Below are 24,400 nucleotides of genomic sequence, written 5' to 3' on the forward strand. Positions count from 1 at the left end.
CGCATAGTCTGTAAGCCATTCGATGTTAGTCGGGGAACCTCTGTTCCCCCTTCCTCTTGCCCTGGCGGAACTATCCATGTTGACACTGCACTTTTCCAACCAACTCTCGGTACTCAAGGCCATGTTGGTCAAACTGCTGGAGGTGGCGCCGCTGGAGGATCCCTTTGCTCGGGAGCAGATACTGGTGCAGAGCCCGGGCATGGCCCAGTGGCTCAAACTGGAGCTGGCCCAAGCCTTTGGCATAGTGGCGAATGTGGAGTTTCCCCTGCCGGCCTCCTTTATCTGGGAGATGTTTACCCGGGTGCTGCCCGAGGTGCCCCGGCAGAGCCCCTATAACAAGGCGGCCATGAGCTGGCAGTTGATGGCCATGCTGCCGGGGCTGCTGAACCGTCCCAGTTTCGCCCCGCTGGCCGGTTATCTCTCCCCCAACGGCGAGCTCCCCGAGCAGGTACGGTTGTGGCAGCTTTGCCAGCAGATTGCCGATCTGTTTGACCAATACCTGGTCTATCGCCCGGACTGGATCGCCAGTTGGGAGCAGGGGGAGGGGCTACCACTCTCGCTCAGTCAGGTGCAGGGACAGGCGTGGCAGCCCGAGTTGTGGCGCGAACTGGTGGCCCGTACCCTGCAACTGGCCCCCAGCGGCTACCACAGAGCCAATCTCTATGATGATTTTATCGAGGTGCTGCAGAGTCGGCAGGATCTCGCTGTGTTGCCTGGTCGCATCCTGGTGTTTGGTATCTCGGCCTTGCCGCCCCGTTATGTGGATGCGTTGCGTGCCCTGGGTGAGCGGGTCGAGGTGCATCTGTTCGTCACCAACCCTTGCCAGCACTACTGGGGCGATATTCTGGATCACAAGACCCTGGCCAAGATGGCGGCCCGGTTCAAACCAGGTAGGGATCTGACCGACTATCAGGGGCCGGTCAACCCGCTGCTCGCCTCCATGGGTAAACAGGGGCGAGATTATCTGCAGCAGTTGCTGGAGCTGGAGAGCAATGAGCTCTCTCTTTACGATGCTCGCTATCAGGTCGATGATCCGGCGCAGTGTGGTCTGTTGCAGGCTGTCCAGCAGGATGTGCTGACCTTGAGCGATCGGGGTGGCGAGCCCTGCTCGTTGGAGAGCAGTGGGCACAAGAGCCCCATAGCCCATGATGATTTTTCGTTGCAGATCCACGCCTGTCACGGCCCCATGCGGGAGCTGGAAGTGCTGCACGACAGGCTGCTGGATCTGTTTGCCCGGGACTCCACCCTGACGCCCAAGGACGTGGTGGTGATGATGCCGGATGTGAACAGCTATGGCCCGGCCATCCAGGCGGTATTTGGCGCCCGGGGGCAAATCCCCTACTCCATCTCGGATCGCTCGGTGAGCCAGGAGAATCCGCTGCTCTTGAGCCTGCTGGCACTGCTGCGGCTGCCCGACTCCCGGTTGGGCGCCGCCGAGCTGCTGGCCATACTGGAAGTTCCCGCCGTGCTGGCGCGCTTCGAGCTCGATGGCGAGGCGTTCGATCAATTGCGGATCTGGGTGCAGGAGGTGGGGATCCGCTGGGGACTGGATAACAATTACCCCCAGCGTTTCAATCTGCCGCCGCTACAGGGCAACAGCTGGCTCTTTGGTCTGCGCCGCATGTTGTTAGGCTACGCCATGGGTGACGGGGCTCCGGTACAGGGGATCCTGCCCTACGCGGAGCTGGAGGGGCAGCAGGCGGTGTGGTTGGGCAAGTTGGCGGCTTTCATCGATACCCTGGAGGCCTTCCTGCCCGAGTTGCAGCAAAGCGCGCCCCTGCCCGTATGGAGTGAACGTATCCAGCGCCTGCTCGCTGCCTTCTACCTGCCTGATGCCGCAGGGGAGCGGGTGTTGCAGCTGGTGAGCAGCCTCTTGCTGGAGTGGCAGCAAAAACTGGGGGAGGCGCACTATGGTGAGCCCATCACGCCTGCCCTGATGGCCGAGCTGATGAAGATGGGGTTAAGCAATCAGCGCTCCAGCCAGCGCTTTTTGGCTGGTCAGCTCAACTTCTGCACCCTGATGCCCATGCGCTCCATCCCCTTTCGCCAGGTCTGTCTGCTGGGGATGAACGATGGGGTCTATCCCCGCACGCTACCGCCCATGGGCTTCGATCTGCTGGCGCAGGATAGGCGGCGCGGGGATCGCTCCCGGCGCGAGGATGACCGCTATCTCTTCCTGGAGGCCATCTTGAGCGCCCAGCAGGGGCTCTATATCAGCTATCAGGGGTTCAGCGTGCAGGATGGCACCCGGCGCGAGCCCTCTGTCTTGCTGGCCGAACTGCTGGAGTACTGTCGCCAGGGCTTTGTGCTGGCAGGGGATGAGGCGCTCTCCGATGAAAAATCCGCTGAGCGGCTGCTGGCCCATCTGGTGCTGAAGCACCCGCTCACCCCCTATAGTCACAGCTACTTTTTCCCCGAGCCTGGCTCACGGCTCTTCACCTATGCCCGCGAATGGTTACCGGCCCTGACGCCCAAAGCGGGTGGCGGCAATTTCCAGAGTGCGCCTTTGCCCCTGCCCGAGGCGTGGGGTGAACAACTGGAGCTGGCCGAGCTGTTGCGTTTTTATCGGCAACCGGCCCGTTACTTTCTTAATCGCCGCCTGAAGGTGTGGTTCGAGCCTCTGGAGGCCAGCGTGGAGGAGCGAGAGCCCTTTGCGCTGGATGCCTTGCAGCACTACCAGTTGAAATCTACCCTGCTGAACGCCTTTCTCCAGGAGGAGGAGGTAGGTGAGCGGCGCCAGCGGTTGCAACTGGCCGGGCAACTGCCCCAGGGCTGGTTTGGCGAGTTGTTGATGGATGAGGTGGAGGAGCCCATGGCCGAGCTGGCGGCGGTGCTGGCTCCCTGGTTAGCCCCCGAGCCCCAGACGCTGGAGGTGGCCATAGTGCTGCCCCAAGGCTGCTTGCAGGGGTGGTTGGTGGTGCGGGAGGGGCGCCTTATCTTGCACAAGCCGGGACACCTGCATGGCCGCGACTTCCTCTTGGCCTGGATCCAGCACCTCTGTCTGAGCTTGAGTGCCGAGTCGGGTATGAGCCAGGAGACCCTGCTGTTTGATATGGAGATGAGCTGGCGGCTAAGGCCAGTGCCTGCGTCTGACGCGCGGGCCTGGCTCGGTGAGCTGGTGGCCAGCTGGGCCGAGGGGATGACCCGACCGCTGCCGCTCTTCCCCAAGAGCGCCTGGGCCTGGATCAACAGCTATGACAAGGAGCCCGATCTGGATAAGGCGCAAAAGGCGGCACTGAACGCCTTCAACGATGGTTGGAACACGCCAGGCGAGGGGAGCGACCCTTATGTCACCCGCTGTTTCCCGGAATTGGATGAGGTGACCCTGGCTGCCATGAGTGCCTTGGCCCAGCAGCATATGCAGCCATTGCTGGCCTATCTGGAGGAGCGTCAATGATCTCTCAACTCTCAGCTTTGCCACAAGGGCAACCCCAGCCGCTGGATACCTTGAACTTTCCTCTCTATGGGGTACGCCTCATCGAGGCTTCTGCCGGGACAGGCAAGACCTACACCATAGCCGGCCTCTATCTGCGGCTGCTGCTGGGCCATGGCCTCGTGGATGCGCAGGGGATGCCCACCGCCCATGTCCGTCCCCTGGCGGTGACCGAGATCCTGGTGGTGACCTTCACCGAGGCGGCAACCGCCGAGCTGCGTGGCCGGATCCGCAGCCGTATCCACGAGGCCAGGCTTGCCTTCTTGCGTAGCCAGTTGCCCCCGGGCAAGCAGGATCCCTTCTTGGCCCAATTACTGCTCGATCTGACTGATCACGCCACGGCGGCGCGCCTGCTGCTGGCAGCCGAGCGGCAGATGGATGAGGCCGCCATCTTCACCATTCACGGCTTCTGTCAGCGTATGTTGCGGCAGAATGCCTTTGAATCGGGTGCTCTGTTTGAAACCGAACTGCTCACCGACGAATCCCAGCTCCGGCTGCAGGCGGTGTGTGACTACTGGCGCAGCGAGTTCTACCCGCTGGATCGCGCTGTGGTGCAGGCGGTGCATAAGCTCTGGTCCGGCCCCCAGGCTCTGCTCAATGCCCTTGCGCCCTGGCTGGGCAAGGAGGAGCTGCAGATACTGCCGGCACTGGGGGATGAGCAGGTGGCGGCTTGCCATGCCCGGGCCATGGCGGCCATTGATGCCATCAAGGCGCTGTGGCTTGCCCAGCAGCAGGCGATCCGCGCTCAGACCGAGGGGCAGATCAGCCGTTATACCGGCAAAAACTATGAGGGGTGGCTTGGCAAGATAGAGGCGTGGGCCAATGACCCAGAGACCGGCTACGCCCTGCCCGAACCGCTGGTGCGCTTCGGGCAACAGGCCCTGGAGGCTAATCTGAAGAAGGGCGGGGTGTTGCCGACCCTGCCGCTCTTTACCCAGATAGATGAGCTGTTGGCACAAAAACTGGGGATCCGCGAGCTGGTGTTGCAACGGGCCGCCCGGCAGATCCGCGAACGGATGAGCTCCAGCAAACGGCGGGAGTATCAGCTCTCGTTTGATGATCTGTTAAAAGATCTGGATCGGGCGCTGGGCTCCACGCTGGGGCCGCGCTTGAGCCAGCGCATCCGTGACCTCTATCGGGTGGCTATGATAGATGAGTTTCAGGATACCGATCCCCAGCAGTACCGCATCTTTCATCGGCTCTATGCTGACGAGGTGACGGCCGACAAGGTGACGGCCGAGGAGGAGACGGCTGATAAGGCGACGGCCCCAGAGGCAGTAGACCGAGCGGATGCCCTCCAGGGGGCTGCGGCTGAGCCGCGGGAGCAGAGTGCCCTGCTGATGATAGGCGACCCCAAACAGGCCATCTATGGCTTCCGAGGCGCCGATATTTTCACCTATATACAGGCTCGGCAGAGTGTGGCAGCCCACTACACCTTGGGTCGCAACTACCGCTCCAGTGCTGCGTTAGTCGCGGCAGTCAATGCCCTGTTCCAACAAGCCAAGGATCCTTTCATCTATGCGGCGGATATTCCCTTCCTGCCCGTGGCGGCCCAAGGCAAGCAGGAGCGGTTGTGGGTCGAGGGGGCTGAGCCGCCAGCACTCACCTGCTGGCTGCATGGGGCGCGGCCTACCCTCAACAAGGGCGATTATCAGGCGGATTTAGCGCGGGCCACCGCCAGCGAGATCAGCCGTCTACTGAGCCTGGCCCAGAGTGGGCAGGCCAAGATAGGTGAGAAGGCGCTCAAGGCCGGCGATATGGCGGTACTGGTGCGCACCGGTGCCGAGGGGCGGCTGATCCAGCAGGCCCTGGCGCGGCTGGGCATTCCCTCTGTCTATCTCTCCAACCGGGATAGCGTCTTTGCCCAGCAGGAGGCGGCGGATCTCCTGCTGCTGCTGCAGGCTTGCCAACAGCCGACGGATGAGCGCAAGTTGCGGGCCGCGTTGGCCTGTGCCCTGTTTGATCTCAATGCGGGTGAGTTGGAGCAGTTGGCCAGTGACGAGCTGGCCTGGGAGGCGACGGTTCAGGAGTTTCGCGACTACCAGCGTCTCTGGTTGCGCCAGGGAGTGTTGGCCATGCTCCATGAGTTGCTGCAGCGGCGGCAGTTGGCGGCGAGTTTGCTGGGTGCTGCCTATGGCGAGCGGCGCCTCACCAATGTGCTGCACTTGGGTGAACTGCTGCAGCAGGCCAGCATGGAGCTTGATGGCGAATATGCCCTGTTGCGCTGGCTCTCCGAAGCCATCGCCAACCCCAATGGCCAGGCGGCCGAGCAGGTGTTGCGGCTGGAGTCTGAACGCAAACTGGTGCAGATAGTGACCATCCACAAATCCAAGGGGCTGGAGTATCCGCTGGTGTTCCTGCCCTTTATCTGCGCCTATCGCGCCACCGACACGCCGCTCTATCATGAAGCGGGGCAAACCATACTGGATTTAAGTGGCGAGGGGGCGCTGGTCAAGGCCGAGCGGGAGCGGTTGGCCGAGGATCTGCGCCTGCTCTATGTGGCCCTGACGCGTGGCATCTATGCCACCTGGTTGGGGTTGGCTCCCCTGCGTTCAGGCGCAGGCAAGTCGGAGGTGACCGATCTGCACAAGAGTGCCATCGGCTATCTGCTGCAGCAGGGGGGGGCCGGGGATGCCAGCCTGCTGGCGGCGGCACTGGAACGCCTCTGTGTGGCTCAACCTGGCGTGGTGGTGATGCCGTTACCCCAGAGTGGGCAAGCTTTTATGCCCACAGTGCTACCCCGGCCGGAACCCCAGGTGCGGGAGTTTAAGGGCAAGTTGGAGCGCAACTGGTGGATCAGCTCCTACACAGGGCTGGCCAGCCATGGCGGCCATGAGCTGGGGGTGTTGGCCACCCCGGGATTTGATATGGAGGCCCAAGGGGAGCGCTCGCCGCTCTTGGCTTCGAGCTTGGCGGGGAGCCAGAACCAACCGCCTTGCACCATCTTCACCTTTCCGCGCGGTGCCCAGGCGGGCACCCTGCTGCACAGCCTGTTTGAGCAGATCGATTTTGTCACGGTCGGCACCCCAGCGGGCGATGCCGAGCTCAAGGCGCAGATCGACACCCTGCTGGCCCAGGAGGGGTTTGACCCGCAGTGGGCCCCGGTGCTGCAAGCCCAGGTGCAGGCGGTGCTGGCGACCAACCTCACGCCAGGCGTCACCCCCGGTTTACGCTTGGGGGATCTGGCGGCCAAGCGCAAACAGGTGGAGCTGGAGTTTATGCTGCCCATGGCGCCACTGGAGGCCAGGGCGCTTAGCACCTTGATGGCCCGGCATGATCCCTTGTCGGCTCGCGCCGAGGTGCTCAGCTTCCAGACGGTACAGGGGATGCTCAAGGGCTTTATCGACTTGGTCTTTGAGTGGCAGGGGCGCTGGTATCTGCTGGATTACAAGTCCAATCACCTGGGGGATCAGGTGGCCGATTATGGTCCGGCCCAACTGGAGCAGGCCATGCTGGATCATCGCTACGATCTCCAGTACCAGCTCTACACCCTGGCCCTGCATCGGCTGCTCAAGCAACGCCTGCCTGGCTATGATCCGGCTCGCCATCTGGGCGGCGTCTTCTACCTCTTCTTGCGCGGCATGCCGGATGGGGGGGTATTCCATTACCAGCCTAGCCTTGCGTTTATCGATGCGCTGGAGCGCCTCTTTTGCGGAGAAACAGTATGAACCCAGTGGCTAGCCTTGAGATGCCAGTAACCAGCCTGGAGATCATCGCCAGGTTAAGAGCCCTGGCGGCCAGTGGCGAGCTCAGACAGCTGGATCTGCAGTTTGCCCGACTGCTGGCCGATCTGGGCGGCACGCCCGAACTGGTGCTGGCGGCGGCGCTCACCAGCTTCGAGCTGGGGCGCGGCCATGTTTGTCTGCCCCTGCCCCCGGAGCGATGGCTGGATCTGCCCCCAGAGGCCAGTAGCCCCTTGTTGGCGGGCTTGCTGCCGCCCCAGCAGTGGCTGGCGCAATTTGCCAGCAGCCCGTTAGTGGGGCAGGACTGTGATGAGGGAGAGCCTCATTGGCCCTTGCGGCTGTGGGGGGGGCGTCTGTACCTCACCCGCTATCATGACTATGAGCAGCAGCTGGCGGCCCGGTTGCAACAGCTGGCCAGCCAGCGTAGCCAGCCGGATATTCAGGCCGCGCTGGCACAGCTGTTTGCCCGCGATTATGGCCAGTTGGCCAAGATTCTGCTCAAGGAGCGCGGTGCGCCGGACTTTTCCGCGCAACGCTTCCTGGCCAAGTATCTGGATCTGGTGGTCACAGCGGGGCTGGATTGGCCTGCCATCGACGCGTTGCTGGCTACCGCCAGCGGGGCGGAGGAGTTGCAGCGGCTGGATGCGTGGGTGCCCGAGCGCTATTGCTGTAACGATCAGAAGCTGGCTGTGGCCACGGCGGCGGGGAGCGCCTTCACCGTCATCTCCGGCGGTCCCGGCACCGGCAAGACCACAACCGTCACCAAGCTCTTGGCTCTGCTGGTGGAGCAGGGGCTGGCTCAGGGCAGGGCGCCGCTCATCCGCCTGGTGGCTCCCACCGGCAAGGCGGCGGCCCGCTTGAGCGAAAGCATAGGCAATGCCCTGGCTGGTTTGTCGTTGCCCGAGGTCACTCGTCAGGCCATACCCACCACGGCCAGCACCCTGCACAGGCTCTTGGGCAGCATACCGGGGCGCAATGAGTTCCGGCACCATGCCGCTAACCCTCTGCATCTGGATCTGCTGGTGGTGGATGAGGCTTCCATGGTGGATCTGCCCCTGATGGCGCGGTTGTTGGCGGCACTGCCCGCCCATGCCCGCCTGGTGCTGCTGGGGGATAAGGATCAGCTCGCCTCGGTGGAGGCGGGGGCTGTGCTGGGGGATATCTGCAGCTTCGTCGCGGAGGGGATGAGCCCGACTCAAGCCGCCTGGCTCAGCCGCCAGAGCGGCCATGAGCTGGCTGGCTCAGCGCAGGCTTCGGCCCTGGCCGATACCCTCTGTCTGCTACGCAAGAGTTGGCGCTTCGATGCCCATTCTGGCATAGGCCAACTGGCGCAAACCTGCAACCGAGGTGAGGCGGCCCTGCTGCCTGCGCTCTGGCAGCAGGGGTATGGTGATATCCAGTTTCACCCCTGGCTGCCTGCTCTTCAGTCCGGAGCCCAGAGTGTCTATGATTCCATGATAATGGAGGTGGTGGCAGGTTACCGACCCTATTTGCAGGCGGTGCGCCAGAGGCAGGAGCGTAGTCAGATCTTCGCCCTCTTCAATGGCTTTCAACTCTTGTGTGCTCTGCGCGCTGGCCCCTTTGGTGTGGAGGGGCTCAACCTGCGTATTGAGCACGCCCTGGCTCAGGCCGGGCTTATCAACCGGAGCAAGGAGTCGGAGTGGTATCCGGGGCGCCCGGTCATGGTGGTGCAAAACGATCATGGGGTCGCTCTCTATAACGGGGATCTGGGGCTCTGCCTGCCCGATGATGAGGGACAGTTGCGGGTCTGGTTCGAGCAGGCCGATGGCACCCTGCGTGCCCTGTTGCCCAGCCGTCTGCCGCCCCATGAGACCGTCTACGCCATGACCATTCATAAATCCCAGGGTTCGGAGTTTGCCGCCGTGGTGATGGCGCTGCCGGAGCGCTTCTCGCCCATCCTCACGCGGGAGCTGATCTATACCGGTATCACCCGCGCCAAGTGGGCCCTGACCCTCTATGCCCATGAGGCCTTGCTGGCTCAGGCCATCCGTCGCAAGACCGAGCGTTACTCCGGCCTCGCCGAGCGGTTGGCGCAGGGGGACGAATGAGAGCGGCTGCAAGCAGCCGCGCAGTGGAAACCCTGTGGTGGTACACGCCAAGTGAAGCCGCGCCTAAGGTAACCCCATGACTTATGTGCTGATCATACTGGGCCTTGGGCTCTTTGCCTCGCAGCTTGCCCTGTTGGGTCAGGCGCTGTTTTTGGCTTGGCGTCAGCGGCGCTATCGCAGCCGCTCCGGCGTTCCGCTGCTAGGATCCTTGTTGTTGACTCTGGGGTTGATGTTAAGCGGGAGTATGGCGGCCTGGTGGCCACTCCCGGTCGAGTTATTATTCACCGTGGTCACATGGTGGCTATTTTGGATGTTAAAGCCGGAGCAGGAGTTGTAAATGAGTCAGGATCTGTTTGCCCATAAGGCCCAGGAGTATGAGGCTAATGCCCAGCGGGTGGCGGCCGTGGAGGGGATAGGCCGGAGTCTGCTCTCGGCTATCCGTTTTGACCCGCAGATGCATCTTATGGATTTTGGCTCGGGCACCGGCCTGCTGCTGGCGCAGATAGCGCCGTCGGTGCGCAAGGTGACGGCGGTGGATGTCTCGGCGGCCATGAATCTAGAACTTGAAGCCAAGCGTCATCGGCTGCCCTGTCTGCTGGAGATACTGCCACTGGATCTGACCTGCGAGCCGCTCGATGCGCGCCTGGGTGGCGCCTGCTTTGATGGAATCGTCTCATCCATGACGCTACACCATGTGGCAGATATCCCGGCCCTGCTGGCCCGATTTTATGCCCTGCTGCCGCCCGGGGGCTTTATCGCCCTGGCCGATCTGGATGCCGAAGATGGCCGCTTTCATCCGGATATGACCGGCGTCTATCATGCCGGTTTTGCCCGGGAGCAGATCAGGGCGCTGGCCGAGCAGGCCGGGTTTAGCCAGGTGGAAATTTGTACTGCCAGCGTGGCGCAAAAACCCTGGGGCGATTACCCCATCTTCTTGCTGACCGCCAGACGTTAGAGATCAGGAGCCCATATGGTCAAGGATGATGGCTCTGGTGAGCCAGTCTCGGATGCTGGTGGATTGTCGGGTGTGACAGCCATGAAACCAGGTGCTGTGCCTCCGTGCCTGCTGCGGGCCTGGCAGCTGCATGAGCATGAACTGCGTGGCTGGTTTATCTACCGGCTGCGGGATCCGGCGCTGGCGGCCGATGCCTTGCAGGATCTGTTTCTCAAGGCCATGGGCCAGGGCAGCCGTTTCTGTGCCATAAAGGATCCCAGGGCCTGGCTCTTTGAGGTGGCACGTCATCATCTGGTGGATCTGCAGCGCAAGCACAGGGAGTGGGTGTCGCTTCCCGATGATCTGCACCATGAAGCGCCGACCTCGGCTGTGGTGGACGATCTGACCGGCTGCCTGCCACGGGTGTTGAGTGAACTGGATGAGGCCGATCGGCTGATCCTTAGCTGTTGCGACATCAATGGCATGACCCAGCAGGCGTTCGCCACGGCTCAGGGCCTCACTCTGGCGGCGGCCAAGTCGCGCCTGCAACGGGCCCGAGTCCGCTTGAAGGAGCAACTGACCCGCTCCTGCCAGGTCCGGCTCGATGCCCAAGGCAAGGTATGCTGCTATACCCCGCGTCCTGCGCAGACGCCGCAGGTGTCTGAGGACGAAACAGATAAACCATAACTCCTCTCTCTCATGCCTATCGTTAGCCGTATGGTGAGACAAATGCCGAAACCCCCATTGAAAAAAGGAGAGGGAGTGCATCAATGCTTACCCGTTAAGAGGCCGTAAGAGGCCGGGTGAGAGAGCCTCCCTCGCCAACTCGCCGTAAACCCTTCCATGGGGGCTCGATGGCGGCGTCCTTGCCGCCAACGGTTGGCTCGAGAGGCTATCTCTCCTTCGCTAACTGACTTGCATTAGAGGGCGTGCATTTCCATCTGCGGGTGGATTTTTTTACTTTTTTTTGCATCCTTTTGCCCTCTGTTACGTCTTCTGCTACAGGAATACCTAAGCCAGGAGGCATCACACATGCGTCAACTCGCGGCCATCAAGGCCTTTTCCCATCAGCACCCTATGTTCTTTTTGCCGCTGGCCGCCCTGTTGTGGCTGGGGCTCTATCTGCTGATCCTGCCAGGCTCCGAGCTGCTGGTCAGCTGGTTGCCGGTGCCAAGGCAGAGCCAGCTCGGGTCTGCCTTGCAATTCTTTCTCTATGACACCCCCAAGGTCTTGCTGCTGCTCACCGGCATTGTCTTTGTGATGGGGATGATCAACTCCTGGTTTACCCCTGAGCGTACCCGAGCCCTGCTGGCGGGGCGAGGCGAAGGCGGCGCCAACGTGCTGGCGGCCCTGCTGGGGATCGTCACCCCTTTTTGCTCCTGCTCGGCGGTGCCGCTGTTTATCGGCTTTGTGCAGGCGGGTGTGCCGCTGGGGGTCACCTTCTCCTTTCTTATCTCGGCCCCCATGGTCAACGAGGTGGCGCTGACCCTGCTCTTTGGTCTGTTTGGCTGGAAGGTGGCCCTGCTCTATCTGGGGCTGGGGTTGGCTGTGGCCATGGTGGCGGGCTGGATCATAGGTCGCCTTAAGATGGAGGGCTCACTGGAGGAATGGGTGAGCCAGATGCCAAAATATTCCGCCGAGATGGCGTTCCAGAGCGTGGCGCTGGGGGATCGGGTGGCATGCGGATTTGATGCCGTGGGGCAGATAGTGGGCCGGGTCTGGCCCTATATTCTGGCGGGGATCGCCATCGGTGCGGCGATCCATGGCTATGTGCCGGAGGCGTTTATGGCCTCTTTCATGGGCAAAGAGGCCTGGTGGTCCGTGCCGCTGGCGGTGCTGCTGGGGGTGCCCATGTATAGCAATGCCGCAGGCATCATACCCATAGTTCAGGCCCTTCTGGCCAAGGGGGCGGCGCTGGGCACAGTGCTGGCCTTCATGATGTCGGTCATCGCCCTCTCGTTGCCTGAGATGATCATCTTGCGCAAGGTGCTCAAGCCCCGCCTCATCGCCACCTTTGTGGGCGTGGTGGCGCTGGGCATATTGCTGGTGGGCTTTATCTTTAATGCGGTGCTTTAATTGAGATAACACAGGAGTGGAATGATGAAACAGATCAAGGTATTGGGCTCAGGCTGCGCCAACTGCAAGACAGTGGCCAAGATGATTGAAGAGGTGGCAACCAGCAAGGGGATCGCCATCGAGCTGGAGAAGGTGGAAGAGCTGCGGGAGATCATGAGTTACGGCATTCTCTCTACTCCCGGCGTGGTGATTGACGGCAAGGTGGTCCACTCGGGCGGTATCCCCTCCCGTGACAAGATTGAAAAGTGGCTCAGCGCCTGAGCCGCTTCATCAACAAGGAGGATCCTATGCTAGAAGAAGCCAAAGAGGTGTGTCCCACCACCACACAGGGATTGCTGCAACAGGGGGCTCTACTGGTGGATGTGCGCGAGCGCGACGAGATAGCCCAACTGGCCTTCGATGTGCCCGGCATCATCCTGATGCCGCTAAGCGAGCTGGAGCAGCGTTATGCCGAGCTTCCCATCGATCAGCCGCTGATCCTTGCCTGCCGCGATGGCAGCCGCAGCCTGCGCGCCACCTATTACCTGATGAACAAGGGGTATGACAAGGTGAGCAATATGAAGTTTGGCCTGAAACGCTGGGTGGTTCGAGGGTTTCCCATCAAGGGCGATCCAGGCTCCTTGGCCAACCTTCCCCCCGTGAGCGGATGTTGTGGCGGATAAGCCGGGCAGGAAAGAGATGACCGAGTTTGATGAGATTTATCGGCACTACCAGCCGAAGATGGGGCGTTATCTGGCTCGCCTGCTGGGTGAGCATGAGGCACAGGATGTGCTGCAGAACGTCATGTTGCAGGTGAGCCAGTCACTGCCCGAGTTCCGGGGCGAGGCGGCGCTCTCTACCTGGATCTACCGCATCGCCACCAACGCGGCCACCGACCATCTGCGTCGCCAGCGGCACAACGCGTTATTTGCGTCATTGCCGCTGGCACCTCAGGCCCATGAAGGCCCAGGGCCGGATCTTGGCCTGCAGCATATTCGGGATGAGATGGGCGACTGCGTCCGCGCTTTGGTCAACCAATTGCCCCAGGGCTATCGTCTGGTGCTGTTGCTGAGTGATTACGAGGAGCTGAGCAATCCCGAGATCGCCAACATTCTCGGTGTGACACTGGAGACGGTGAAGATCCGCCTGCACCGTGCCCGCGAGCGGATGCGTAAGCTGATGGAGTGCGAGTGTCACTTCTACCATCACAGCGAGATCGGTCTGATGTGTGACCGCCAGCAAAAATAGTTCTTCACCCCTGTATCCCTTTCCACTCGCCCTCCGTCTAACGGTTATCTCAACCAGAAGGAGGGCATCATGTCCCAATGCACTAACAGCGTCACCCCATCCCAGTCCGAACCGGGCGTCGAAGTAGTGAAGATCCCCAAGACCACCGCCTACTGCGGCTTATGCGACGACTACGCCCGGCGCCAGGCCGACAAGCCCATCGCCGTGCTCTGCTGCGAAGGGGGCTGTCTGCGAGGCGAGGTGGCGCGTCAGGCCAGCAACTATCTCTGTCACCAGTTACTGCCACAACAGACGGTACGCATCTGCTTGGGCGGGGCCTTTACCAAGGATTCCGGCCAGCGGGAGCTGGTGCGTCAGGCGGCCCGTGTCGTGGCACTGGAGGGATGCGCCGTGGATTGCGCCAGCCGCATGATGGCCGGTGTGGTCGAGGTGCCCATCGAGGTGATCCATGTGGACGAGCTCTATCACTTCGATCGCCGTCTCTTTGGCATTGACGAATTGCCGGAAGATCAGCTCAAGCAACATGGCATCGAGGCGGCCACCGCCATTGCCACCCGCTTGCAGGGGGTCTGACCCTCTTGTGGGGCCCGGCTTCTGTGTCCGGGCTCCTGTTTTGTCGCACCTTGTTTAGTAGCATGAGGAGAGAAAGCTGAGAGTCAAAGGGACATCCATCCGCTGCTGATGGCATGGCTGTCCCATCCTGTTCAGCCCATACCGCTCGTTTCCTTTACCACCGCCTTCGTGGAGAAAACGCCGCAACAGGGCTATTCCGTGGCCAGGTGTCATCTAGCTCGGTGCCTTGCCACTCAAACTCTGGCATTAGAGCTAGAGCTTTAAGTCCAAGCCTCATAGAATGACCCAATCGATGCTCCTTGTCCGGTTTATCCTTATTGGTTGAATGGGGCTAGCTTAAACATGGCGACAGTAAGGCTGGTGAGGGCGGTGATCCCGCTCCCCCGGCTTGTGGAGGAAGAAGGCGGATGGCAAATGTTGGGTCCAATTTTGCGTTTCTCGGTGAGCATGATCCTCTGTTACTGGAGCTGGCTACGGCAGCCGAGCGCGCCTTCAGTTTTGATCCCAACACCACGCTGATCAAGTTGCGTCAACTGGGTGAAGCCCTGGCGCAACATATGGCTGTCCTCTACCAGATAGAGTTTGATGAGCAGACAACCCAGGCTGATCTGCTCTATCGCCTGAATCGCGAGTTGAAATTTGACCCTATGGTTCGCGATCTGTTTCATACCCTGCGTATCGAGGGCAACAAGGCCACTCACCAGTTTCGCACCCGGCATAAAGAGGCGCTGGATGGGCTGAAGGTAGCCCGGGCGCTGGCCATCTGGTTTCACCAGACCTTTGGCAAGCAGGGGCCCGCTTTCAAGCCGGGCGCCTTTATCCAGCCTCAGGATCCCAGCGCCGAGCTGACCTCGCTGCAGACGCAAATCGAACAACTCAAATCTGATCTGAACCTGAGCCATGAACAACTGGGATCCAACCAGCAGCTCGCCGCCTTGCTGGCCAGGGAGCGGGCTGAATATGAGCAACTGGCTCAGGAGATGGATGCCGAGGCACGGACTTTGGCCGCACAGAACCGCCAGCAGGAAGCGGTGCTGGCTGCACAACAGGTCGAGTATGAACAGCGCCTCAAAGCGTTGCAGGCGCAATTGGTTGCCTCTGGATCACTGGCGCAAACCCGGCGCCAACAGGCTCAGAGCAACAGCCGTAAGGCCAGCAAGCAGATCGAGCTTACCGAAGAGCTCACCCGAATTCTGATCGACTTGCAGTTACAGGAGGCAGGTTGGGAGGCCGACAGCGTGCTGCTCGATTATCGCAAGGGGGCTCGCCCCGAGAAGGGGGTGAACCGGGCGATTGCCGAATGGCCCACGGCAGATGGTCGTGCCGACTATCTGCTATTTGCCGGGTTGACGCCATTGGCCGTCGTTGAGGCCAAGAAGGAAAACGTCAATGTGGCAGGCAAAATAGCGCAAGCCGAGCGCTACAGTCGTGACCTCAAGCTGACAGCGCCGCTGACTGCAGCATGGGAGCTGGCTGGCCGCAGTGTGGCCTGGGCCGATGAGGCTCAGGGACATTATAGGGTGCCGTTTGTCTACTCCTGCAATGGCCGTCCCTTTGTTCCCCAGTTGGCCGAGCAATCAGGAACCTGGTTTCGCGATGTCCGTGAGCCGGGAAATCTCAAGCGCGCCTTACCCTCTTTTCACTCGCCAGAGGGGCTGCTGGATCTGCTCCATCGCAGCAAGGAAGAGGCTGAGAAGAAACTGCAGCAAGAGCCTTTTGGCTATTTGAAGCTGCGTGATTATCAGCAGAAGGCCATTGTCGCGGTTGAAAACACCCTGGCACAGGATATTCGTACTGCGCTGCTGGCCATGGCCACCGGCACCGGCAAGACCCGTACCATCATAGGGTTGATGTATCGCTTCCTTAAAGCTGAGCGCTTCAAGCGCATTCTCTTTCTGGTCGATCGCACGGCTCTGGGCAATCAGGCGCTGGAAGCGTTTCATGAGGCACCGCTGGAGCAAAATTTCAGCCTCTCCAAGATCTATAACGTGGCCGAGTTGGGGGATATGGCCACCGAGGCGGAGACCCGCATTCAGGTGGCGACCGTGCAGGCCATGGTCAAGCGAGTGTTCATGTCTGATAACCCGCCACCTGTGGATCAGTTTGACTGCATCATAGTGGACGAGGCCCACCGGGGTTACACCCTGGATCAGGAGATGACCGAAGGGGAGCTGGCCACCCGCGATGCGGCGCAATACCTGTCAAGCTACCGGCGGGTACTGGAGTACTTCGATGCGGTCAAGATTGGCTTGACGGCAACCCCGGCCAAACATACCAGCGAGATCTTCGGCAAGCCAGTTTACACCTACTCCTACCGTGAGGCGGTGGCCGATGACTGGCTCATCGATCATGAACCGCCGGTGCGCTATGAAACCCTGCTCACCAAAAATGGCATCCAGTTCGATAAGGGGCAGAGTGTCACGGCACTCAACCTGCGCACCGGCGAGCTGGAAACCGCCGAGCTGGAAGACGAACTGAGTTTCGATGTGGAGGCGTTTAATCGCCGGGTGATCAACGAGAATTTCAACCGCGTCATCTGCCAGCAACTGGTGCAGGAGCTCGATCCCTTCGGTGAGGAGAAGACACTTATCTTCTGCGCCACCGATCTGCATGCCGATATGGTCAAACGTCTGTTGGATGATGCCTTCAAGGCGCAGTATGGCGACGAGTACAATCAGGCGGCGGTGGCCAAGATCACAGGTCAAAGCGACAAGGTCGACCTACTGATCCGGCAGTACAAGAATGAACGCTACCCCAATATTGCCATCACGGTCGATCTGCTCACCACAGGTATTGATGTGCGGCCCATCTGCCATCTGGTGTTCTTGCGCCGGGTGCGCTCGCGCATCCTCTACGAGCAGATGATTGGCCGTGCCACCCGCCGTTGTGACGAGATAGGCAAGACGGTGTTCCGCATTTATGACCCGGTAGATATTTATGCCTCGCTGCAGGAGGTCAATACCATGCAGCCGCTGGTCAAGGATCCATCGGTGACCCTTGAACAGTTGCTGGAGGAGTTGACTGATCCAGATCTACTGGCTAAGGCCCAGTCGTTGCCAGGCGAGCAGAGCGGACAGAGCCATGCCGATGCCCTGCTCGATCAACTGAGCCAGAAGCTGATGCGGGTGTTGCGCAAGGCCCATAGCAAGGCCGAGAACAAGCCCGAGCTCAAGGCAAAACTCGATGAACTGGAGCAACTCTGGGGCGTGGCCCCGGAAACCCTGCATCTGCACCTGCGGGAGATGGGGCCGGTGGGCGCGGCACACTTTATTCAGCAGCAGGGTGGGTTAATCACCCAACTGACCGAGGTGAGTGATTTGCTGGGCTCGCTCTATCGCCCCCTGCTCTCGGATCATCACGACGAGCTGACATTGCGCGATCAAAATTATGGTGACTATGAGAAGCCAAAGGATTATCTCGACAGCTTCAACCACTTTATCCGCGCCCAGCTTAACCAATCGGCGGCGCTGGCTGTGGTGGTCAATCGGCCGCGGGATCTGACCCGCGAGCAGCTCAAAGAGGTGAAGCTGCTGCTCGACGGTGCCGGTTATTCCGAAGCCAAACTGCAAACGGCGGTGCGCAATCAGACCAATCAGGATATCGCCGCCAGCATCATAGGCCATATTCGCCGCGCGGCACTGGGCGAGGCATTGTTGCCGTTCGAGCAGCGAGTGGCTCGAGCCATGGAGCGTATCTACGCCAGCCATGCCTGGCAGCCCAACCAGCGTAACTGGTTGGCGCGGCTGGGCAAACAGTTAGTGCATGAGGTGATCCTCGATCGCGACTTCGTCAATGTCCGCTTTGCCGATAGCGGTGGCGCCAAACAGTTCGACAAACTGCTGGGCAATCAGCTTGATACCGTACTGGCCGAGCTGGGTGAGGCCATGTGGGCAATCGGGTGACATAATGAGTCATCCCAAGGCTCTTGCATTTGCTGTATGCGCTCCGTACTCTTGCTGCAACACACCCGCCATGCCTATGTCTGCTTCTGCAGTTACGCACAAATTGCGCGGGTTTTTTATTGGGTGTCGTTTGGTTTTTTTTGCATGGGTATAGCAAACGGGCCTTATCTATACAGATGCCGACGATATGTATAAAAAATCCAAATTTCTATGCACATTTTCGTGTCATGTATAGAATAGCTTCCAATCTATACATGACTGCCAAGGTCTGATGATGCACTCCCATCCTCTGTGTCCTCTGCCGCTGCCTGATATCGAAAAGTGGGAAACCCGCGCCGTACTGAAAAAGACCGCAGAAGCCCAGCGCTATCTGGCCGAGCTTAAGGGGGTGGCAGCGACCATTCCCAACGATGCCATTCTCATCAATACGTTGGCGCTGCAAGAAGCCAAGCATAGCTCGGAGATCGAGAATATCGTCACAACCCATGACGATCTCTACAAGGCGGAGCTCTTCAGTGAAGGTGTCGTTAATCCAGCGGCCAAAGAGGTGCAGGATTATGCCGCGGCACTCAAAGAGGGGTTTGCCAGGGTTCAGCAGCAAAGGCTGATCCGCCTGGATGACATCTTGGCGATACAGCAACGGCTGGAGAAAAACCGTGCCGGGCTGCGGCGTCTGCCCGGCACTGAACTCAAGAATGCGCGTACCGGTGAAGTTATCTACTCACCGCCGCAGCATCCGGAGCAGATTGAACTGCTGATGGTCAACCTGCTGGCCTATATCAACGATGGCTCCCTGTGTGAGGCGGATCCTCTGGTCAAGATGGCCATCATCCATCACCAGTTCGAGAGCATTCACCCCTTTTACGATGGCAATGGCCGCACCGGGCGCATACTCAACATGCTCTATCTGGTGGCGCAAGGCTTGCTGGATCTGCCGATCCTCTACCTCAGTCGCTATTTGATAGAAACCAAGGAGGATTACTACCGCCTGCTGCAATCGGTGCGAGATGACGAGGCCTGGGAGCCCTGGCTGCTCTACATACTTGAGGCGGTGGTGCAGACGGCCCTGTCCACCATTGAGCTGATCAAGCAGATCAAAATCCTGATGCAGCGTTATAAGCTGCAACTGCGGCAGAAGCAGCCCCGTCTCTACTCCCAAGAGCTGCTCAATAACCTGTTTAACCATCCCTATACCAAGATTGAATTTATCATGCAGGACCTGCAGGTGAGCCGCCTGACGGCCAGTAAGTATCTGGACCAACTGGTGGAGATGGGCTTGCTGCGCAAGGAGAAGATCGGCCGCAGCAATTACTACATCAACGAGGCGCTGGTGGCTCTGTTCCTGCAGCGTCATGACCTCTGATTTATAAGGCCTTGCCATGACCAATAACGATATCGTCCAGAAGCTCTGGAACCTGTGTGATGTGCTGCGCGATGACGGCATCAACTACTCCGACTATGTCACCGAGCTGGTGCTGCTGCTGTTTATCAAGATGGTGCACGAGAACACCGAGGCCGAGCTGCTGGATCAGCACACCTTGCCAGCAGGCTGCCGCTGGAGCGATCTCAACGGCAAGTCGGGTATCAACCTGCTCAACGACTACCGGCGCATTCTGCTTAGTCTTTCCACCGGCAAGGATGGCGAGGGCAAGCTGGTGCATGCCGATCCGCTCATCAGCGCCATCTATGCCGATGCCCAGACCCGGTTGCGCGAACCGCGCCATCTGGAGCAGATGATCAAGACACTGGATCAGATCGACTGGTTCAGTGCCAGCAAGGATGGCTTGGGCGATCTCTATGAAGGCTTGCTGGAGAAAAACGCCGGTGAGACCAAATCCGGCGCTGGTCAATACTTTACGCCCCGGGCGCTTATTAACAGCATGGTGCGCTGCATCCAGCCCCAGCCGGGCGAGCTTATTCAGGATCCGGCCGCTGGCACCGCCGGCTTTCTGATCGCCGCCGATCACTACATCAAACAGCAAGATAGCTACGATGATCTGCCATTAAAGGCATTCACCTTTCAAAAGCGCCAAGCCTTTATTGGTGTCGAGCTGGTGCCCTCTACCCGCCGCCTGGCACTGATGAACTGCCTGCTGCATGGCATGGAGGGCGATGAAGACGGCGTGGTCCATCTGGGCAATAGTCTGGGGCAAGTGGGGGCCAAGCTGCCCAAGGCCGATGTGATCCTGGCCAATCCGCCATTTGGCACCTCCAAGGGGGGCGAAGCCAGCATCACCCGCGACGATCTCACCTTCGACACCAGCAACAAGCAGCTGGCCTTCTTGCAGCATATCTACCGCAACCTCAAGCCCGGTGGTCGCGCCGCCGTGGTACTGCCCGATAACGTCCTGTTCGAGGCAGGTAAGGGCACCGAAATCCGCCGCGATCTGCTGGATAAATGCAACCTGCACACCATCCTGCGGCTGCCCACTGGCATCTTCTATGCCCAGGGGGTCAAGACCAATGTGCTCTTTTTTACCAAGGGGGCGGCGGGCGACAAGCTGCAGCAGGAAAAGTGCACCCAGCATGTCTGGGTCTACGATCTGCGTACCAATATGCCGAGCTTTGGCAAGCGCACGCCTTTCACCGAATCGCACCTGCAGCCGTTTGAGGCTCTCTATGGTGCCGCTCCATGCGGTTTGAGTCCGCGCAGTGAAGGCGACTGGCGCCTGACCGAGCAGGCCGATGATGCCGCCGCCCAGACGCTGGAAACCAGCCGCTGGCGCTGCTTTAGCCGGCAGTGGATTGCCGAGCAGAAGGGCGACTCGCTGGATATCAGCTGGCTTAAAGATAAAAACAGCGTCGATGCCGCCGATCTACCCGAGCCTGGGGTGCTAGCCGCCGAGGCCATGGGCGAGCTGGTGCAGGCGTTAGGTGAGCTCGATGCCCTGCTGCGCGAGTTGGGCGCCAGTGACGAGGCCGATGCCCAGAAAACCCTGCTTAGTGAACTGCTGGGGGAGGGGAAATAATGGCCGAGGTTAAATTGCCGGAGGGGTGGGTTTTAACAACATTGTCAAACATTGCTGAGTGGGGATCTGGTGGAACGCCATCAAGAAGTAACCCTGATTATTATAATGGAAATGTTCCTTGGATTAAGACGGGTGATCTTGGTGATAAAGTGGTTACTCATGCCAGCGAATTTATCACTGAAGAGGCTATTAATAATTCAAGTGCTAAATTCTTTCCCAAAGGCTCAGTAATCATTGCGATGTACGGTGCCACTATTGGCAGAACGTCCATTCTTGGGTTAGATGCGACAACAAATCAGGCGTGTGCTGTCGGTTCACCTATTCAGGGCATTACATGCACCGATTTCTTATATTATTTGTCGTTGAATGAAAAAGATGCGTTCATAAAAAAAGGCCAAGGTGGAGCGCAACCTAATATTTCACAAGCCGTCATTAAGGCACATGACATATGTTTGCCACCGTTGGCCGAACAAAAAATCATTGCCGAGCGGCTGGATAGTTTGTTGGCGCAAGTGGCGACCATCAAGGCCAGACTGGACGCCATTCCCGCCCTGCTTAAGCGCTTCCGCCAATCCGTACTCTCCGCCGCCGTTAGCGGCAAACTGACGGAGGAGTGGAGAGAAAAAAATAATGGTTGCTTTATTGGATCAATAAATGTTGACTCAAAATTCCGTATGGATGATTTATACATTTTCAATGTACCTAAATCATGGGCTATTTCTGCCATCGGTAATTTGATGACTTTCCAGCAAGGTCTCCAGATTGCAAAGGATTTACGATCAAAAAATAGTGGTGATGGGTGTCTTCCAATATTGCGAACTGTCAATTATGAGACAAACTTCTCTGAGGCTGTGCATTATGCATTTATTGATGCCAGGTCAATCATTGCAGATGAAGATGATATAATTCTGTCTAGAACTGGAACCGTAGGTCGGGTATTAACTGGCGTGCGTGGAATTATGCACAATAATTCGTTTAGACTTAATTACAACGCTGCAATTCTTTCAAGGGAATATTTGATTTTCTTTTTGGAATCGCCCGTTTGTCAGGTTTTTATAAAAGACAAGTCGGGACGATCGAGTCAACCTGATTTAACTCACAAAGCGTTCTCTGCTTGTCCAATATCAATCCCCCCTATGGAAGAACAAACCGAAATAGTGCGGCGGGTGGAGCAGCTATTTGCCTATGCCGAGAGCGTGGAGCAGCAGGTGGCGGCGGCGCAATCGCGGGTCGATAAGCTGAACCAGGCGATCTTGGCCAAGGCCTTTAGCGGTGAGCTGACCGCCGACTGGCGCGCCGCCCATCCCGAGTTGATCTCCGGCGAGCAGAGCGCCGCCGCTCTGCTGGCCCGCATCCAGGCCGAGCGCGCCGCCAGTGCCAAGCCAGGCCGCAAGCCAAAGCGCGCAATCCCTTCTTCCTAGCCCAATCCGACCTCTCCCCGACCTCCCCTTGCAAAGGGGGCGGCGTTGCTCTGCTCCTTCCCATTTTATGGGAGGGGGTGGTGCCTATTCCGCTAAACGTCACCTTGCCCCTCTATTGCATCGTTAACAATAGTTATACAACTTTCCTTTTTTTGTATAACTGCTATAACTTAAGCAATGGTTATACAAGGAGCGCCGTCATGTACAAGATTCAGGTCGGTATCAGTGCCTGCCTACTGGGGCAGCAAGTGCGGTTCGATGGGGGCCACAAGCGCTCCAGCTTCTGTGAACAGGATCTTGGTGCTCACTTTGACTATCACCCTGTCTGCCCCGAGATGGCCATTGGTCTGGGTTCGCCACGGGCGGCTATTCGTCTGGTCAGGCGTCAGGGGGAGATCCGTGCCGAGGCCAGCAACGGCAGCTTTGATGTTACTGAAAAGCTCATCGCCTTTAGCGAACAGAAGGCGCGTCAGCTGGATTTTATCTCCGGCTATATCCTCTGTGCCAAGTCCCCCAGTTGCGGCATGGAGCGGGTGCGCGTCTATGCTGGTACTGCCGATGGTGGTCACAACGGCGGTAGCGCTAAGGAGGGGGTGGGTCTGTTTGCCCAAGCGCTGATGGCGGCCAACCCCCTGCTGCCCGTCGAGGAGGATGGTCGCCTGTGCGACCCCCTGCTGCGGGAAAACTTTGTGCTGCGGGTCTTTGCCTACCATGACTGGCAACAGCTCTGTGCCCGGGGGCTTACTGCCGCCGCCCTGATGGAGTTTCACTCCCGTTACAAGTATCTGGTGCTCTCCCATGCCACGACTCACTATCGGTCGCTTGGCAGATTGCTGGCCCTGGTCGGCAAGGCCAATCTGGACGAGGTGGCCCAGCGCTATATCCAGGGGCTGATGACGGCGCTTCGCGTACTCGCCACCCGTCGTAACCACACCAATGTGCTGATGCACTTGCAGGGTTACTTCAAGCGCGTGCTGACTCCGGCCCAGAAGCAGGAGTTGGCCGACACCATAAATAAGTACCGTACCGGCATCTTTCCGCTGCTGGTGCCCTTGACCCTGATCCGTCATTACCTGCGGGAATATCCCAACCGTTATCTGGCCGGGCAGGTCTATCTCAATCCACACCCGGATACGCTGAAGCTGCGTTACGGGCTCTGATCTTTGATGAATGGAAGTTGTTATGTCTGATGTGAAGCAAGATCTCACCTCGTTGCCACCGGAGGAGGGGGTTTATCCCATCCGCGAGGTCTCCCGTCTGACGGGGGTTAACGCCGTTACCCTGCGTGCCTGGCAGCGTCGCTATGGTCTGGTGCAACCGGCCCGGACCGAGAAGGGGCACCGCCTCTACAGCGAGGCGGATATCCGCCAGATAGGCGAGATCCTGAGCTGGCTGGAGCGAGGCGTGAGCATAGGCCAGGTCAAGGGGCTATTGAGCGACCCGTACTCGTTGCCGGGGGACGATCATTGGCAGCAGAGTTTCGAGTCTTTCTGTCAGGCGATACTGGCTTTCAACCAGCGCAAGGTCGAGGCTACGCTTAATGAGCTGCTGGCGAGCTATCCCTTCGAGCTGGTGCGTAGTCGATTGTTGCAGCCGCTGGTGGAACTGTTGCTCGGCCTGTGGCGTGAGCGCCCGGATGGGACATTGCTGCAGCAGGTCTGGTTGGGGTGGTTACAGACCCGTTTTGCCCGTCATCTTATCGAACAGGAGAAGGGCGAACCCGTTACCTTGGCCAGTTGGGGGCAGGTCGGGCCGCTGGATCTGATCTGGTGTGGCTATGAGCTGGTAAACCAGGGCTATGAGGTGCAACTGCTGGGGGCTGTCGATCCCAAGCAGGCGCTCTTGCTGGAGGGGCGAGTAGCAAGCCCCTGGCTGGTGCTGCTGGGGGCAGGTCTTGGTAAGCCGGATCTAAGCGCCGACTGGCCAGCTGGCACCTGCCTGTTTGGTGAACTGGGCAGCCTCTACGACCCGGAATGGCTGGCCTCACGGCAATGGCAGCTCACACTGGCATCCTGGCTCACGGCCCAACGCAGTAGCGAGCTGCGCTTGTCATGTGCAGTTTGAGTCAGACTTAAGGCGCTATTTGAGATCAGGCTCGATGTTCCATTATCAG

The 24,400-nt window shown here is 59.4% G+C and carries 17 protein-coding genes; all 17 read left to right on the forward strand.

The window, feature by feature from the left end; genetic code table 11:
* Positions 1-76 precede the first annotated feature (76 nt).
* The 17 genes from recC (at position 77) to ACZYTD_RS15790 (ending at position 24,351) form a co-directional block, all read left to right on the forward strand.
* Positions 77-3,397 carry an exodeoxyribonuclease V subunit gamma gene (gene recC / locus ACZYTD_RS15710; protein ID WP_463893460.1) on the forward strand — a complete coding sequence of 1,107 codons (3,321 nt, stop codon included), beginning with the start codon at positions 77-79 and terminating at the stop codon, positions 3,395-3,397.
* A complete protein-coding gene (gene recB, locus ACZYTD_RS15715; protein WP_463893462.1) occupies positions 3,394-7,101 on the forward strand; it encodes an exodeoxyribonuclease V subunit beta in 3,708 nt (1,235 codons plus the stop codon). Before recC ends, recB begins: the two co-directional genes overlap by 4 nt.
* Complete coding sequence (gene recD, locus ACZYTD_RS15720) at positions 7,098-9,185, forward strand: exodeoxyribonuclease V subunit alpha (RefSeq protein ID WP_463893464.1); 2,088 nt, start codon at positions 7,098-7,100, stop codon at positions 9,183-9,185. The genes recB and recD overlap by 4 nt, the downstream gene beginning before the upstream one ends.
* Before the next feature lie 76 nt (positions 9,186-9,261).
* Positions 9,262-9,522: a hypothetical protein gene (locus ACZYTD_RS15725; RefSeq protein ID WP_463893466.1), complete on the forward strand. Its 261-nt coding sequence runs from the start codon at positions 9,262-9,264 to the stop codon at positions 9,520-9,522.
* A complete protein-coding gene (locus tag ACZYTD_RS15730; RefSeq protein ID WP_463893468.1) occupies positions 9,523-10,140 on the forward strand; it encodes a class I SAM-dependent methyltransferase in 618 nt (205 codons plus the stop codon). It abuts the gene before it with no gap.
* A gap of 15 nt (positions 10,141-10,155) precedes the next feature.
* Complete coding sequence (locus ACZYTD_RS15735) at positions 10,156-10,806, forward strand: sigma-70 family RNA polymerase sigma factor (protein WP_463893470.1); 651 nt, start codon at positions 10,156-10,158, stop codon at positions 10,804-10,806.
* A gap of 345 nt (positions 10,807-11,151) precedes the next feature.
* The gene (locus ACZYTD_RS15740) at positions 11,152-12,195 is read left to right on the forward strand and encodes a permease (protein ID WP_463893472.1); all 1,044 of its coding nucleotides are present in this window, start codon (positions 11,152-11,154) and stop codon (positions 12,193-12,195) included.
* Between the two features lie 21 nt (positions 12,196-12,216).
* A complete protein-coding gene (locus ACZYTD_RS15745) occupies positions 12,217-12,456 on the forward strand; it encodes a thioredoxin family protein (protein ID WP_463893474.1) in 240 nt (79 codons plus the stop codon).
* Positions 12,457-12,482: 26 nt separating this feature from the next.
* Complete coding sequence (locus tag ACZYTD_RS15750; RefSeq protein WP_463893475.1) at positions 12,483-12,857, forward strand: rhodanese-like domain-containing protein; 375 nt, start codon at positions 12,483-12,485, stop codon at positions 12,855-12,857.
* 16 nt (positions 12,858-12,873) lie between these two features.
* Positions 12,874-13,422 (forward strand): RNA polymerase sigma factor, encoded by a 549-nt coding sequence (locus tag ACZYTD_RS15755; protein ID WP_463893476.1) that lies wholly within the window; start codon positions 12,874-12,876, stop codon positions 13,420-13,422.
* A 69-nt stretch (positions 13,423-13,491) separates the two neighbouring features.
* On the forward strand, positions 13,492-13,995 hold the full coding sequence (locus tag ACZYTD_RS15760; protein ID WP_463893478.1) for a putative zinc-binding protein: 504 nt from the start codon (positions 13,492-13,494) through the stop codon (positions 13,993-13,995).
* A 407-nt stretch (positions 13,996-14,402) separates the two neighbouring features.
* Positions 14,403-17,897 (forward strand): type I restriction-modification system endonuclease, encoded by a 3,495-nt coding sequence (hsdR, locus tag ACZYTD_RS15765; protein WP_463893479.1) that lies wholly within the window; start codon positions 14,403-14,405, stop codon positions 17,895-17,897.
* A gap of 274 nt (positions 17,898-18,171) precedes the next feature.
* Positions 18,172-19,260 carry a Fic family protein gene (locus tag ACZYTD_RS15770; protein WP_463893480.1) on the forward strand — a complete coding sequence of 363 codons (1,089 nt, stop codon included), beginning with the start codon at positions 18,172-18,174 and terminating at the stop codon, positions 19,258-19,260.
* A 16-nt stretch (positions 19,261-19,276) separates the two neighbouring features.
* Positions 19,277-20,866 carry a class I SAM-dependent DNA methyltransferase gene (locus ACZYTD_RS15775; protein WP_463893482.1) on the forward strand — a complete coding sequence of 530 codons (1,590 nt, stop codon included), beginning with the start codon at positions 19,277-19,279 and terminating at the stop codon, positions 20,864-20,866.
* Positions 20,866-22,287 (forward strand): restriction endonuclease subunit S, encoded by a 1,422-nt coding sequence (locus ACZYTD_RS15780; RefSeq protein ID WP_463893483.1) that lies wholly within the window; start codon positions 20,866-20,868, stop codon positions 22,285-22,287. Before ACZYTD_RS15775 ends, ACZYTD_RS15780 begins: the two co-directional genes overlap by 1 nt.
* Positions 22,288-22,487: 200 nt before the next feature.
* A complete protein-coding gene (locus ACZYTD_RS15785) occupies positions 22,488-23,447 on the forward strand; it encodes a YbgA family protein (protein ID WP_463893484.1) in 960 nt (319 codons plus the stop codon).
* A gap of 22 nt (positions 23,448-23,469) precedes the next feature.
* Positions 23,470-24,351: a MerR family transcriptional regulator gene (locus tag ACZYTD_RS15790; RefSeq protein WP_463893485.1), complete on the forward strand. Its 882-nt coding sequence runs from the start codon at positions 23,470-23,472 to the stop codon at positions 24,349-24,351.
* The last annotated feature ends 49 nt before the right edge of the window (positions 24,352-24,400 follow it).

This window comes from Pseudaeromonas sp. HNCC25DJ180 (assembly GCF_055413345.1).